Source organism: Microbulbifer sp. MI-G (assembly GCF_030440425.1).
Taxonomy (GTDB): Bacteria; Pseudomonadota; Gammaproteobacteria; order Pseudomonadales; family Cellvibrionaceae; genus Microbulbifer; species Microbulbifer spongiae.
The window spans coordinates 3,708,130-3,722,262 of record NZ_CP098023.1; the positions used below are offsets into that span (position 1 = coordinate 3,708,130).

11 protein-coding genes are annotated in these 14,133 nt (G+C 50.4%); 4 read left to right on the top strand and 7 right to left on the bottom strand.

Annotation, left to right across the window (positions count from 1 at the left end; all coding sequences use genetic code 11):
• Window positions 1–38: 38 nt before the first annotated feature.
• Both M8T91_RS15195 and M8T91_RS15200 read left to right on the top strand, forming a co-directional pair.
• Window positions 39–1,445: a sodium-dependent transporter gene (locus tag M8T91_RS15195; protein ID WP_301415013.1), complete on the top strand. Its 1,407-nt coding sequence runs from the start codon at window positions 39–41 to the stop codon at window positions 1,443–1,445.
• Between the two features lie 17 nt (window positions 1,446–1,462).
• Window positions 1,463–2,053, top strand: a complete 591-nt coding sequence (locus M8T91_RS15200; protein WP_301415014.1) for a carboxymuconolactone decarboxylase family protein — start codon at window positions 1,463–1,465, stop codon at window positions 2,051–2,053.
• 884 nt (window positions 2,054–2,937) lie between these two features.
• On the opposite strand, the gene M8T91_RS15205 is transcribed toward M8T91_RS15200, so the two are convergent.
• Window positions 2,938–5,283: a hypothetical protein gene (locus M8T91_RS15205; RefSeq protein ID WP_301415015.1), complete on the bottom strand. Its 2,346-nt coding sequence runs from the start codon at window positions 5,281–5,283 to the stop codon at window positions 2,938–2,940.
• A 1,233-nt stretch (window positions 5,284–6,516) separates the two neighbouring features.
• On the opposite strand from M8T91_RS15205, the gene M8T91_RS15210 reads away from it, so the two are divergent.
• Complete coding sequence (locus tag M8T91_RS15210; protein ID WP_301415016.1) at window positions 6,517–7,062, top strand: serine O-acetyltransferase; 546 nt, start codon at window positions 6,517–6,519, stop codon at window positions 7,060–7,062.
• 513 nt (window positions 7,063–7,575) lie between these two features.
• Here M8T91_RS15210 and M8T91_RS15215 read toward each other — a convergent pair.
• The 4 genes from M8T91_RS15215 to M8T91_RS15230 form a co-directional block, all read right to left on the bottom strand.
• Entirely contained in the window at window positions 7,576–8,310 is a 735-nt protein-coding gene (locus tag M8T91_RS15215; protein ID WP_301415017.1) for an FkbM family methyltransferase, read from the bottom strand.
• 320 nt (window positions 8,311–8,630) lie between these two features.
• On the bottom strand, window positions 8,631–9,410 hold the full coding sequence (locus M8T91_RS15220; protein WP_301415018.1) for an enoyl-CoA hydratase: 780 nt from the start codon (window positions 9,408–9,410) through the stop codon (window positions 8,631–8,633).
• A gap of 257 nt (window positions 9,411–9,667) precedes the next feature.
• Window positions 9,668–10,588 carry a dimethylarginine dimethylaminohydrolase family protein gene (locus M8T91_RS15225; RefSeq protein WP_301415019.1) on the bottom strand — a complete coding sequence of 307 codons (921 nt, stop codon included), beginning with the start codon at window positions 10,586–10,588 and terminating at the stop codon, window positions 9,668–9,670.
• A gap of 81 nt (window positions 10,589–10,669) precedes the next feature.
• A complete protein-coding gene (locus tag M8T91_RS15230) occupies window positions 10,670–11,917 on the bottom strand; it encodes a Zn-dependent hydrolase (protein ID WP_301415020.1) in 1,248 nt (415 codons plus the stop codon).
• Between the two features lie 128 nt (window positions 11,918–12,045).
• On the opposite strand from M8T91_RS15230, the gene M8T91_RS15235 reads away from it, so the two are divergent.
• A complete protein-coding gene (locus M8T91_RS15235; protein ID WP_301415021.1) occupies window positions 12,046–12,828 on the top strand; it encodes a tryptophan 2,3-dioxygenase in 783 nt (260 codons plus the stop codon).
• Window positions 12,829–12,990: 162 nt separating this feature from the next.
• Here M8T91_RS15235 and M8T91_RS15240 read toward each other — a convergent pair whose 3' ends face one another.
• Together M8T91_RS15240 and M8T91_RS15245 are read right to left on the bottom strand one after the other, a co-directional pair.
• Window positions 12,991–13,410 carry an ExbD/TolR family protein gene (locus M8T91_RS15240; protein ID WP_301415022.1) on the bottom strand — a complete coding sequence of 140 codons (420 nt, stop codon included), beginning with the start codon at window positions 13,408–13,410 and terminating at the stop codon, window positions 12,991–12,993.
• A gap of 185 nt (window positions 13,411–13,595) precedes the next feature.
• Complete coding sequence (locus M8T91_RS15245; protein WP_301415023.1) at window positions 13,596–14,048, bottom strand: methylglyoxal synthase; 453 nt, start codon at window positions 14,046–14,048, stop codon at window positions 13,596–13,598.
• Window positions 14,049–14,133 lie beyond the last annotated feature (85 nt).

Below are 14,133 nucleotides of genomic sequence, written 5' to 3' on the forward strand. Positions count from 1 at the left end.
TATATTCCCTATTCCCAAACCAACAAAGGCATGCAGGAATGGACCAGGTCGCCCAGAAGCCTGCAAGGACGGAAGAGGTCGCCCGCAGAGGGCACGAGCAGTGGTCTTCGGACATGGTCTTCGTGCTGGCCGCGCTCGGCAGCGCCGTCGGCCTCGGTAATATCTGGCGATTCCCCTATGTTGCGGGGGAGAACGGCGGCAGTGCCTTTATCGCCGTCTACCTGCTATTCGTGCTGAGCATAGGGCTGCCGGCGCTAATCGCAACCATTATGGTCGGTCGCCGCGGGCAGGCGAGTCCCGATCACTGCTTCGAGCGCATCGCCGCCACCGAAGGGCTCAGCCGGCGGTGGCGGCAACTCGGCTGGCTGCTGGTCCTGACCACATTCCTGTTACTGACATTTTTCAGCGTGGTCGCAGGCTGGATCTTCGATTATCTGTTCAAGGCATTGAGCGGCCGCTTCGCCGGCCTGGAAGCAGACACCTCGGCGGCGCTGTTCGATGCGTTGAAAGCCGACCCGCTGCGCCAGGCCCTGTGGCACGGCGCCTTTATGAGCTGCACGTTAGTGGTGGTCGCGTTCGGCATCCGCCGCGGTATCGAGGTTGCGGTCAAGTGGATGATGCCGGGGCTCGCCCTACTGCTGGTGGTGCTGGTGGTGCATTCGATGTCGGTCGGCGACGGCGCGGCAGCGGCGCGTTTTCTATTCCAGCCGGATTTCTCCGAACTCGACGCCGACGTGCTGCTGCTTGCTGTCGGTCAGGCCCTGATCAGCCTCAGCGTCGGCGGTGCGGGCATGGTTGTCTATGGCTCTTACCTGCGGCGCGAAGCATCAATTCCGCGCACCGCGAGTGTTATCGCCAGCGCCGATACCCTGGTCGCACTCCTGACCGGGCTGGTGATATTTCCGATCGTGTTCGCATTCGGTCTCGAACCTTCTGGCGGTCCCGGAATGATCTTCGTAACGCTGCCCGTCGCTTTCGGACAGATCCCGGGCGGCGCGCTCTTCGGCACCCTGTTTTTCGTGCTGTTGCTGCTCGCGGCTCTGACGTCGGCTTTTTCGATGTTCGAGCCGGCCGTCTCCTGGCTTGAACAGCATCGCGGCCTCTCGCGTAAGCGCGCTGCGCTCAGTGCCGGGGCCGTGGCCTGGTTTGTGGGATTGTCGACGGTGTTTTCGTTCAATATCTGGTCCCATGTGCGGCCGCTCGCGTGGATACCGCCCTGGCGGGACATGTCGATTTTCCAGGGGCTCGAACAGCTGGTCGCCAATCTCGCCTCGCCACTCGGTGCGCTGCTGATATCGATTTTCGTGGCCTGGAAGGTCAGTGAGCGGTTGCGCCGCGAAGAGTTCGGTAGCGCCAACGGTGTGCTGTATCCAACCTGGAGGTTGCTCGCCCGCTACTTTGTGCCAGTCGCTATCGCGGCGATCTTTATCGCCAGCCTTTTCTGAACAAAAATGGAGACCATATGCCGCTGATCCTCCCTCTCTCCCCCGACGACAATGAAGAGGTCGCCAAGCTCACCGCCTTCTTCAATGAGACTCTCGGCTTCTGTCCCAACAGCGTCCTCACGATGCAACGGCGCCCGGAGATCGCCAAAGCCTTTATCAATCTCAACAAGGCGGTGATGGAGAACCACGGGCGCGTCACCAGTGGCCTGAAACGACTGATCGGCTATGTCGCCAGCCATGCCGCTGGCTGCCAATACTGCCAGGCCCACACCATCCGGGCTGCCCAGCGTTACGGCGAGCCGGACGAGAAACTCGAGCACATCTGGGAATACCCCCGAAGCCCGCTGTTTACCGACGCCGAACGCACCGCACTGGACTTCGCCATCGCGGCCTCCTCGGTACCGAACGGCGTCAACGAGGAGATTGACGCACAACTCAGGAAATATTGGGATGATGGCGAAATCGTCGAAATTCTGGCTGTGGTTGCACTGTTTGGTTATCTGAACCGCTGGAACGACTCGATGGGTACGGAGCTGGAGGCGCCCGCTGCGAAGTCGGGGCAGCGCTACCTCGCCGAAACGGGTTGGAATCCTGGCAAGCACGGCTGACGCTGCAGGCACTGTGCCCGCTAAAAGGCCCGATCCTCCAGTTGCTCTGCCCAGACATACTCGAGCAAGCGCCGGATCATGTTCTGCTACTGAAAAAAGCGGATAGATCCGGCTGCAAAACTAAGACAAATCAAACCGCTAGTTAATAGAATATTCATATTTTAACTGAAACATTGAGGTATATTTTGTATGCGTACCCTTTGCAGCTGAAGGCGATTTAACATTAACCTGACGCCAACAAAGCCGAATCTAACAATAGGCCAATTACGGCTTGCCATAGCTTCAAAAACATTTATAACCACGCTTACAAAAACCCAAATAGCAACAACAAAAACTAAAGAAACAAAAATTAACACAGAATAAACATGATTTGCTACCGCCATAAGAAAAAAATATAAAAAGAGAGATCCAAGATAAGTTTTAATTTAACATTAAACGGCAACATATTGGTTTTATTATATTTTCACAGCCGTCAATTGATTTTTTATCAACCCTCACCAAAATTCTCCAATCTGAAGAAAGTTTATTTCATCTATAAATTTTTTAAAGGAGTTCGAAGCATTAATATCAACTGCAATATAATGTTCCAATATCTGACTTTTTAACAAAAAATATTGGTGCTGAATTATTATTTAAATAAACCTGACGAATTTGTGTTCCTTCATAGTTCTTGCCAAAAAATACAGCAATAAAATCATCTCCGTAAAAATATGCAACTGGAGACAATTTTATCTCACACTTGTAGCTCCCAACTAACACCGCCCGCTATGCACAGGGCTGTGAAAAAGCGTTTCAACATGTTTAAAAATCGCGGAACGACTCTCGTCTTTAACTGCCTATTTAACAGGGAACCGCTTTTACACATACGACAAAAATACTCCTTGTTATCCGAAGAATACGCCCATTCTATAGAATTGCTTATCGCTGCCTTCACTGCCCTCCTCATGACGATGAAGCTCAATGCAATGGCCGCGGCTATCCATGGCGACGCAGAGATCAGAACCTTTAACGTATGGTGCACTCTTACTCCATTCGATGGTCTTCTTATTGAAGTCGACTTTACCGACTCGATAATAAAGGGTGTTTCTATCATTACTTCCGCGATGTACCTCTATACAATTTCCATTGTTGTTCATGGCGATAGAAAGAACAGAGCCAGTATCGTACCAATGCACATCTCCCCAGTCGATAGCAACATGGCCTAAGGGGCTAATTTTACCGACTCGATAGTAGTGCTCATTGCTATTTTCTGTACCATCAACACCACGATGTATCTCTACATAGTTACCGAGATTATCCGTGGCAATGGCAACATCAGAGCCCTTACCGTAAGATATGCTTGTTGTCCACAGTATCGTCTTTTCATCGAAGTGGATTTTGCCAAGGCGATAAAGCAATGTTTGACCGCCATCCGAGGCACGATGCACTTCGAGGCAAAAACCTCGATTATCCATGGCGATTGCAAGATTGGATCCTACACCATATGCCTCACTCTCGCCCCAATCAATCGTCTTTTTGCTAAAGTTAACCTTGCCAACAGCGTAATAATGGGTAGTGGAACTACCACCTCCCCGGTGTACTTCAACGCAATTCCCATTGTTATCCATAGCGATTCCGAAATCTGAGCCCGAGTGGTAGTAGATACTCTTACCCCAGTCTATTTCCTGTTTGGAGAAATTGACGTTGCCTACTTTGTGATACAACTTATTACTGTTTCCACCACTGCCGCGGTGCATTTCCACACAATGGCTATCATCCATGGCGATAGCGAGATTAGAGCCTGTATCGTAGTAGTGATCACCACCCCAATTAACGCTAGCGACACTGGCCGCTTCTCCTTGCCAAGTCACCACTCCAAAATTCTTTTTGTCTATAGGGCTGGGCAATATATTTCTATCTGTCGCAAATACTTCAATACTTGTAGGCGAGGTTATATCAAGACCCTTGCCCCATCGAAAGCTAGTATTTAGTGCACTTATAACATGATCACTGTTGGGGAGGTCCATAGCTTTTGTTGTACCCACTTGCTCCACGCTAGCGCTATTGCCAGTAACGATTAGCTGATACAAACTCAAAGTGTTGTTATCTTCCCCTTCGGAGCCGTGCATGGTGAAAATAAAGAGCTTTCCATCTGTTTGGGTTGCAAGGGCGAGTCCCGACCCTGTGTTAAATGAGTTTGGGAGATTATTTTTTTTAATCAGCTGGATTAGTTTAAACTTCGTTTCTTCACTTAGGGAGCTGCTGTTGGATCGGTAAACACTCAATCCTGAGTCATCCGCTGCTATGACCACATAGCAGCCTTCATCGCCAAGCTCTTTCGTCATTCCTCCACCATTGACCCCCCAATCCTGCTTAATCGTGGTGATCAGCCTCATCTGTTCGTTAAACGCTGTGGGGCGAGCATCGTAGATCTGCACCTCCGACGAATGATTATCATGATCAGTCTTTTCAAGAGTGAGTGCCATGTAGCTGCCACAAACCTGCGCGCCGCCTGGATGACCCCAAGGGGGGGTGTGCTCTGTGTGATAGCTCGCCTGAATCTTCCCCACACCTCCTGCCGATTTTACTTTGTCTCCTATCAGATATATCCCCTGCTTGTCTGATCCGCGTGCGACATTGGTGTGGGTAAAGATTAACTTACGTTTGAAGGCAGCCACGCCTTTGAAGTGGGAATAGGCCGAATGCTCATCGGCGTCATAATAAGTGCGCACGCCCCCGCCGCCATTGACGCCGCTGAAAACAGCCTCGGCATCTAACAAAAGTGGATTTGCTGGAATAACCTCATTTCCAAAGTTATCGATAATCCATTGTATAATACTGACTTCACCGTCTGCATTCGACACAGATACGATTATGTAGTCTTCGGTAGAACCTGCCATAGGAAAAACTCTCTGGACAGGAAGTAACTGGGACTCCATTGTATGATAGGTGTGCTCACTTATTCCAACATCCACTTTGTTACTATCATATACTGGATTTGAGAATAAAAAATAAAGATTAATGGGAGATTCGGGCGAGTCACCTGTATAGCTTACCCAGCCGGAACATCCAGCGGCAGAGGCCTCAATTTCATGGCACTCTACAGTTAACTCGCCACCATTAGCAGCAATTTCTTGCGGCCACTCAGCGCCATTGGCTAACTGTCCATGCTCCAGGTAGGCGCTCTTAAACTTAAAGGTAGATACGGTGTTGTTGATAATATGTAAATGATTACGATGTTTTTTAGTCATAGCCTCTTCCTTGCCGGAGTATAGGAATTATTAATCACCTATTTACCTTTGATCCAAAGTATTCTACTCGAACTTCCTGAAGCTGTTTACCTTTCAAATCCCGAGTTTTAAGTTGGGGGCGCCCAAAGTTGATCATTTTTTGTTCGGCTTGACTGAAAAGTCTTGCCGAATGGTCCGCGAAACGTAAGTCGCTCCATCGGTCTGTTGTCAGGCCCGCTGTAAGCTGTTGAAGTTGGCAGTGGTTGGCGTTACATCGTCTATCGAATAGACGAGTCTGCGAAGGATCGAACGGCCTGGCCTGAGGTGGTGCCCGCCCCGGTGGCAGTATGTGGTGAGGCATGTCGGTATTAGCGACTTTCTGCCTAGGGCCTGTTCACACTAAATCCTGTATTATTGCTGGATGAAAATTACAGCGCAACAATACAAAACTATTGGAGATTTTTTGCCTCTCCAATATGGCAACGAGAAATTTCCAACTCACAGGTGCTGAACACCATTCTTTACATAGCCGAGCACGGCTGTAAATGGCGAGGCCTACCGAAGAAATTCGGCCACAAATATGGGCAGTCTAGAAAACGAATATACTACCAATTCGTTTGATAGAAAGCGGTTTGCTCTTAAAAAGCATGCACTTTCAGATCTTAATTGGCGAGCTGACTATGCAGGTTCGAGTCTAACGGAACTAACGCGCCCCTAAAATCTTATATTGCCCTCAGGCGTTTTTATGAATCAGGACAATCAGTACACCTAAAAACAGACCGCTGCTCTAATGATTTTAGGAGAAAATCAATATGTTACCTTGAAGTCCCCCAATACCAGCACCACCGAATTCGCAAAAGAAGTCGTTATCAACTCTGGCCAGATTTACAACTGGCGGCGACAGTACAAAAGGCTGCCTGATAAACAGTGCATTAGCCTGGACTGGATAAACTATTGCTTGGTAGAAAGCGAACCGACCCGCAAACTGAAGCGTCAGGTTTCTGATCTTAAAGAAACGAATATATTTTAAAAAAATCGATAATGTACCTATCTAAAGAAAGCGGTTGCCATTACTGTCAGCCAGTAGGTATGATCACCGGCAGCCTGGTGATCATACTCCTCTGAAGAGAAGTTTCACCTCATTGGTTCACCTCAATGCTGGACATATAAAAATCCAGTAAGGTATACAGTAAATTGCGCCCATATTAGAAGCTTTATGTGCATCTACACTTAACCAAGCTAGGAGCACTAAAGATGTATACTTTTAAAGAATATTTAGCTTATGAAGTTTTAAAACCAAAACATAAATTTTCTTGGATAAAGGCTCTAAAAAGAATACAAAATAACAGGGAAGCCAACTATATATTTTGGTATCGTGCAGCATATGTTTTATATCGTAAAAATAATTTTTTAGCAGATAAACTAGCCAAAAGAATCAACAAAAGAATAAGATTCAAGTATTGCTGCGACATTCATAGAGAAAGCAGCATAGATATTGGATTTTGTATTGGGCATTTGTCTGGAATAGTTATCAATCCCAAGACAAAGATTGGTAAAAATTGTAAAATTCGACAAAATACGACCATTGGGACGACAAATGATGCAAGCTCAGAAGGTGTTGTAATCGGTGATAATGTCAATATTGGAGCAAATAGCTGCATCATTGGTGATGGCGTACGCATTGGTGATAATGTTACATTAGGGGCAATGAGCTTCGTAAATAAGGATATAGAGTCCAATACAACTTACATCACAAAAAAAGAATCAACAAAAAAGCAAAAACAGACATCGTACACATGACAAAGATTTCAGCGCATGCCTTTAGCACTTTGGCAAGATCACAGATAAGCAGGCTTGATTTGTTATGGGTTGCTTGAACAGCAGACCATGAACAATCAGATGTGATCGATCGCGAAATACATTATTTATGAGGCAGCAAAACGATTTGCTCGCTGCATAAGAGAATTGCCGTTATCGCCGGAAACTAGGCCTAGAATCAAGCGCCCAGGAAAAGCACCTTCACATTAGCAAAGATCGCGGCGATCGCTAGGCTTCCTACACTCAATGAATGCCACAGTCGCTCTATTATTAGAGTGCGGAATCAACCCATGCACCACTAGTGGCGATACGTTCCAGCAGCACCTGTTGTGGGAGTTTCAATTTAACAATTGATACTGAAAAGGGAAATTCCACTATTGGCTCGATATTCAAATCTGTTATAGCTGATAATTGTCTTGTTGAGATTTGACACTGTTTATTTTTCTACTTATTTTACATACTGCCTTTAAAGCTCTCCCTCTTTACAAGAATAAACTATGCGGAGCCTTGGGGTGATTTCACCAGGGTCCCATTTATCATCACACAGTCAACCTCAATAATTGCATGTCCACTCTTTTCTTTGGATACCGGAAATAAACCTGACACTTCAAATCCGCACTTGCGATAAATATTCAAGCTCTCTGTGATGTCAGGCATGTTTTTGTAAATTTTTTTCAGGGCCATTTCAGATTGAAAGGTATAGATATTTTTAATATTTCTTTGCCCGCCTGCAAAGGCCTCGACATCAAATCCCTGAGTGTCTAATTTTAAATGAATTTTGGGCTGTACAGGACCGCTGAAACTTTCTTCGATAAAGTTATCCAGGGTTGATATTTTGACTATTTCTGAATTTCCAGCTTTCCCTCTTTCTTTAAGGTAGTAGTCACTGTATTCATAAAAAGAGGAAAAGACATTATCAATATTGATCCTGAGCTCTCCACTTTCTCTTCCCAGGGCATAGTTATAGGAGAACCAATTTTTATCACCCTTGCTCGTTTCAATCAGTTCTTTATAGTACATTCTGACGGGCTCAAACGAGTGTATTTGTCCTTTGAAACCAATGGAGCGCAACAGCTTTCCATACTGCCCTCTGTTCGCTCCAACATCCAGAACGGTATCGATTTTAAAGTCGGCGAAAATTTTTTGTAAATGCCATTGTATTTTCAGAGCCTTCTCTTTTTTAACTATGTCATAGCCAAACAAATTGGCTAAAGGTCTAAACAAATTCATAGTTCAGTGGCACTTGATTAAGGCTTAGTAGTTCAGGCATATCCCACCACCTGCTGAAAAAATAAAGAAAGTTGCTCAAAAGTGGTAAGACAGCTTGAACAGTAAACGCAACAACCCATTTTAAAACCAATCATCATGGGCAACGGGTATACCCACCAACCCAGAGCTTGCCAACGTTTCCAAAGCAGTTAATGGACTCAGCTATCATCACCGGTAGCCCGGTGCTCTGGTCCTCCTACAGAAGGCTTTCACCACATTGGTTCATACCCATGCCGGGCACACATATTACACATCCATAACCGCTTCTGGCGACCGTGGGTTTAATCAAAGTGGGAGAAGTCAGCGGGCCGCTTCTCCATAAAGGCGGTTGCAGCCTCTTTAAATTCCTCGGAAGCCAGGCGCTCCTTGAAGTGGCGGCCCTCATTCTGGATAAATTCCAGGCCTTTTTCCTCAGTGGCTTGGCGCAGCAGTTGCTTGGTCAAACGCACTGCCGCAGGCGCCTTCGCTACCAGCTCAGCAGCGGCTTCGCGGGCGCGAACAATTGCCTGCTCAGGCTCTACCGCAGCGTTACAAATACCAATTTCCACCGCATCCTCAGCCGAGAACCTCTTGCCGAGCAGCAGCAGTTCTGAGGCCTTGGCATGACCTGCAATACGGGGCAACAGGTAACTGGAACCATACTCCGGACACAATCCCAGGTTCACAAAAGGCATCTGGAACATGGCGTCTTCACCGGCGAAAGACAGGTCGCAGTGCAACAGCATAGTGGTGCCGATTCCCACTGCTGGGCCATTTACCGCTGCAACTACCGGTTTGGGAAAATTGTACAGCGCGCTCATAAACTGATATACCGGCGACGCTTCACCCTCTGCAGAGCCCCCGAGGAAATCCATCAGGTCATTGCCACTGGTGAAGTTGCCCCCGGCACCAGTGATGATAACCACTCGAATATCCCTGTTGTCGGCAGCACGGTTAAACAGCTCCGCCATGGCGGAATACATGGCCATGGTCAGGGCATTCTTGCGCTCGGGGCGATTGATAGTAATTTCCAGTATACGATCACTGACCTGAGTCTGAATTTCCTCACATGCGCTTTGCATAGTATTCTCCGGGTTTGGAATCCAATGGGGCTGGCTGGCAGCCTTTCAGACTGGTCTGTGAGAAAGCTGTCTCACGCTAGCAACCCCTCTTTTTGGCGCTGTGCCGAGTTAATAACGGCGAGCCACCGGTTCAGAGAAGCCATAGTACCGGCTGCGCTCGCGTAAGCGAGTTCATAAACAACCACATTCCTTGACGGGAAGAGCCCGGCAGCCGCTGGCCGCCGGGTAAATTGGCTGACACCTGGAGAACAGCGCCATTACGACCTCAACGCTGAATCCCTGCGCAGGGGCTGGCACATGCAGTGAACACCACCCCCACCGGGGGTAATCATGGAGATGTCCGGATCGATCACCTCCAGGCCGTGGGCGCGGCACTTGTCAGCCAGGCCGGTATTGGCTCTGGGCAGCATCACCCGGTCATTGCCCAGAGCCACTACGTTTACCCCCAGCTCCAGCACCTGCGGAAAGGGGATTTCGATAATCTCAATATTACGGCTCTTGAACCACTGCACCAGGCTGAGCTCTACTGCATCGACGCAGACAGCCGCCAGCTTTTCCGCCAGCATCGCCACCATCACATCGATATGCAGGAAGAAGGGATCAAACTGGTAACCCTTCACTTCCCAGCCCTCTTTTTCCACCCAGCCCTGCATTTGTTTGAAGCCCTGGGAGCTGGTGCGCTCGCCAGAGTAACCGCACAGGATCACGCCCGGTTCCAGCAGCATAAAATCACCGCCCTCAAGGGAGCCCGCAGTAATCACATCGTAGATGGGGATTTCCAGTTCGACATACTTCTTGACAATGGGAACCCACTCACCACGGCGCCAGGGACTGTACATCTGTGTCACAATAGGTCCCCAGGGAGTCATCACTGATGAATCGCGCCCATAGATCTGATACGGCAGGCTGTTGTCTGCCGGGATCAGGTGCGTGTTCACCCCCGCATGGCGATAAGCATCCAGCATCTCTGTATGTTGGGCTTTTGCCACCTGGTGATCGAACTGCATGCCCAATCGCTCGGCGCGGCGGGCACTGGCATTGCCGGTGCGCCAGCTGAAGTTATCCACAGGCCCGATAAGAACATCGCGCAGCACACCGTATTCGGAATCCATGCCCCAGTGGGTAAGCGCAGCGGTACCGCCGTTATCCTTGCGGTACTTCAAGGTAAATTCACGCATCTGATCCATCCAACTCTTTTATGGCGGGCCACTGGCACCAGATGCCAGCAGCTCTTTTACTCACATCAAATGTTTACCGGCTCAGGCCAACTCCGCACTGGCGAGCATCGCTTGGAGCAATACATTGCAGCCAGCTTCAAGGTGCGCCGGTTCTGCGGACTCAGCCTCATTGTGGGAAAGCCCCCCGGCACAGGGGACAAAAATCATGGAGACCGGGGCAACCCTGGAAACATAGACTGCATCGTGGCCGGCGCCGGAAACCATGCGGCGATGACTGTAACCCAACCGCTGTGCCGCACTGTGCACCGCTTCGATGCAGTCCTTATCAAAGGCCACTGGTGGTGAGTGCCACTCCTCACGCACAGTGATGGCAACGCCAGTGGCTTCTTGGACCTGCGCCGCCAGACGGTAGAGGGTACGGTGCAGATGCGCCAGGCCCTCCGGCGCGGGATGGCGCAAGTCCAAAGCCAGTACCACCTTTTCCGGCACGGTATTGCGGCTGCCCGGCTCGGCACGCAGATCGCCGCAGGTGATCCTGGCGTCGCCAGAGTAAGCCTTCACTTCGGCATAAAGCCTCTCACAAAGCCCGGACAGGGCCTGTACCGGATCGCGGCGGTCCTCCATGGGCGTGGGACCGGCGTGACAGGGCGTGCCGGAGAAGGTGACATCGTACCAGCGGATACCCTGTACTCCGGTCACCACGCCAATCACCTGATTCTGCTTTTCCAGAACCGGTCCCTGCTCGATATGGGCTTCAAAAGCCGCCTTGATCTGGGTGGGTTGGGCCGGCTCTGATCCCAGGTAACCGATACGCGCCAGTTCCTCCCCGATACTTTTGCCGGCTTTGTCCCTGCGACTGTGACCATACTCAAGACTGAATTCCCCTGCCCATACTCCAGAGCCCACCATCGCCGGGGAAAAACGTGCTCCCTCCTCATTGGTCCACACCACCAGTTCCAGCGGCGCTCTGGTCCTGACCCCCTTTCCCTCCAGGGTACGCAGCACCTCCAGGCCCGCCAGCACGCCGTACACACCGTCGAACTTGCCACCGGTAGGCTGGGTATCCAGATGTGACCCTGTCATGACTGCGGGCAGGCTGTTGTCGATCCCGGGGCGCCGGGCAAAGAGATTTCCCATACGATCCACACGGATCTCACAACCGATTTCCCGGCACCAGCGCACGAACAGATCGCGCCCCTCGCGATCCTCATCGGTGAGTGCCTGGCGGTTGCAACCTCCAGCCGGAGTTGCGCCAATTTCAGCCATTGCCATCAGGCTGCGCCACAGACGGGCGCCATCAACGCGCAGTTGTTGTGCGGGATTTTCCATGCAAAGAACTCCGGGCCGGGTATTGCGCAATATACTAATCAATCTGCCGAAACTTTTGTTTTGATCCGGGCGGGTGAAAGTGCGCATTATTTCGTGATTGATCAAAACCTGACCAGGACGCAATCCACATGCCTCTTACCTATAGCAGTTACCTTCAGTTAGATGCGCTTTTACAGTGCCAAAAGCCGCTCTCAGAGGGCCCGGAGCACGACGAACTGCTGTTTATTGTGATTCACCAAAGCTATGAGCTTTGGTTCAAGCAAATGCTCCATGAGTTGGATTACCTGGTGCGCCTGTTCAATGCCGGTGAGCGCAACCGCGCCCTGCATACCCTCAAGCGGGTGGATGCAATTTACCGCACCCTGATCCAGCAGGTGGATATCCTCGAGACGCTGACCCCACTCGAATTCCTCTCCTTTCGGGACCGCCTCTCCAGTGCCAGCGGTTTCCAGTCCTTTCAGTTCCGTGAACTGGAGTTCCTGTATGGCGCCAAGGACCCAAAGAAACTGGACAACTATACACCGGGTTGCGAACACTACCGCCGCCTGCACCAACGTCTGGCCTCCCCGACACTTTGGGATGCTTTCCTAAGATTCCTTGTTCATGAGGGACACCAGGTACCCAAAAGTGTATTGGAGAGGGATGTCAGCCAGGTTGCGGAGCCCTCTCCAGCCGTGCAGAACATACTGATCGATATTTACCGCAATGACCCCCTGGTAAGCGAGATCTGCGAGGCCCTTGTGGATATCGACATTTCCCTGCAGCAGTGGCGCTACCGGCATGTGAAGATGGTGGAGCGCACCATTGGCAGCAAAAGCGGCACCGGGGGCTCCAGTGGCGTTGGCTACCTGCAGAGTACCTTGCACAAGACGGTGTTTCCCGATTTGTGGGCTATCCGCTCGGAATTCTGACCACAGGCGCTGGCGATCGGCCCGCTAGGGCTAAAGCGGGCAGGGGCCACACAAAGGATGCATTTGCGGGGAAAAGCCGCCCTCTGTCATGGATCGATACCATTGTGGTAGATAAAAAAAGCCAGCGGATCGCTGGCTTTTTTGACTCAGTACAAGCCGCACTCAGTTTTCGGAAGGAACCAGGGATACCTGTATGCGCGGGTTAACTTCCTTGGCCGCATCCGCGATCTGTACATAGGTGTCCGCACTGGACTTGTTGTGCGCACGCACAATCACAATGGCCTCGGGGTTCTCGGCGTACAACTGGGCAATGCGGGCGCGCACGGCACGGGTATCAATACGGCTGCCACCCAGGGTGATCTCGTCATTGGCATCCACCATCAGCAGGATGTTCTTATTATCCTCATTAGTTCTCTGATCAGTCTCATTCGGGTCCGGCACATTGACATCCAACGCCTTCTCTTTCACAAAGGACGCCGTCACAATAAAGAAGATCAGCATGATAAATACAACGTCCAGCATGGGCGTCAGGTCGATATCCGCCTTTTCTTCTTCTACGGCCTTTCCGCGTCTTCTACTCATAAAACACCGTGCAGTTATCAAATACCAAGGGTGCCGGTTTAACCGGTCTGATCAGGAGGGCAAGATTGCCGCGAATTGGCAAGCATTGCAAGCACAACCTATTACCCGGAAAAATAACTATTGTAAATCAATAAGTTATGTAAAAAAACCATACTGACAGGTTATTTTTTGAGCAACAAATCCGATTAGCGCTGTTTCAGATAACACTGGTAATCCGGCACCTCCCGGCCAAAGGAACGCTCCATCAGGGCGGACTGCACCATCATATCGGCACTGCTCGAATTACAGGCCACGGGAATATTCCACACCGCTGCAATGCGCAACAGCGCCTTGACATCCGGATCGTGGGGCATGGGCTCAAAGGGGTCCCAGAAGAAGACAAGAAAGTCCACCTTGCCTTCGCTGATCCGCGCTCCCAACTGTTGGTCACCGCCAAGGGGGCCACTCAGCAGCTTTTCGACTTTCAGACCGGTAGCGGCCTCTATTTTGCCCCCCGTGGTCCCTGTGGCCAGAAGGTAATGCTTCTGCAGCGATGTGCGATGCCGGGAGCACCATTGAATCATCGCACTCTTGCGATGATCGTGGGCAACCAGGGCAACTCGCTTGTTGGCCGGTAGGGGTTTAGTAATAAATTCCATCTGTTCCTCAACGCGGGGGACAGTCCCCAGCAATCCTATAGTATCCCAATTTCTCCGGCCTGCACGTCTTTTCCCAAGTCAAGGC

What these genes read in the sequence shown, in the direction of transcription:
- M8T91_RS15200 (WP_301415014.1), top strand. Translation starts at nt 1,463, where the DNA reads ATGCCGCTGATCCTCCCTCTCTCCCCCGACGACAATGAAGAGGTCGCC.
- M8T91_RS15210 (WP_301415016.1), top strand. Translation starts at nt 6,517, where the DNA reads ATGTATACTTTTAAAGAATATTTAGCTTATGAAGTTTTAAAACCAAAA.
- M8T91_RS15225 (WP_301415019.1), bottom strand. Translation starts at nt 10,588, where the DNA reads ATGCGTGAATTTACCTTGAAGTACCGCAAGGATAACGGCGGTACCGCT.
- M8T91_RS15235 (WP_301415021.1), top strand. Translation starts at nt 12,046, where the DNA reads ATGCCTCTTACCTATAGCAGTTACCTTCAGTTAGATGCGCTTTTACAG.
- M8T91_RS15205 (WP_301415015.1), bottom strand. Translation starts at nt 5,283, where the DNA reads ATGACTAAAAAACATCGTAATCATTTACATATTATCAACAACACCGTA.
- M8T91_RS15230 (WP_301415020.1), bottom strand. Translation starts at nt 11,917, where the DNA reads ATGGAAAATCCCGCACAACAACTGCGCGTTGATGGCGCCCGTCTGTGG.
- M8T91_RS15215 (WP_301415017.1), bottom strand. Translation starts at nt 8,310, where the DNA reads ATGAATTTGTTTAGACCTTTAGCCAATTTGTTTGGCTATGACATAGTT.
- M8T91_RS15240 (WP_301415022.1), bottom strand. Translation starts at nt 13,410, where the DNA reads ATGAGTAGAAGACGCGGAAAGGCCGTAGAAGAAGAAAAGGCGGATATC.
- M8T91_RS15245 (WP_301415023.1), bottom strand. Translation starts at nt 14,048, where the DNA reads ATGGAATTTATTACTAAACCCCTACCGGCCAACAAGCGAGTTGCCCTG.
- M8T91_RS15220 (WP_301415018.1), bottom strand. Translation starts at nt 9,410, where the DNA reads ATGCAAAGCGCATGTGAGGAAATTCAGACTCAGGTCAGTGATCGTATA.
- M8T91_RS15195 (WP_301415013.1), top strand. Translation starts at nt 39, where the DNA reads ATGGACCAGGTCGCCCAGAAGCCTGCAAGGACGGAAGAGGTCGCCCGC.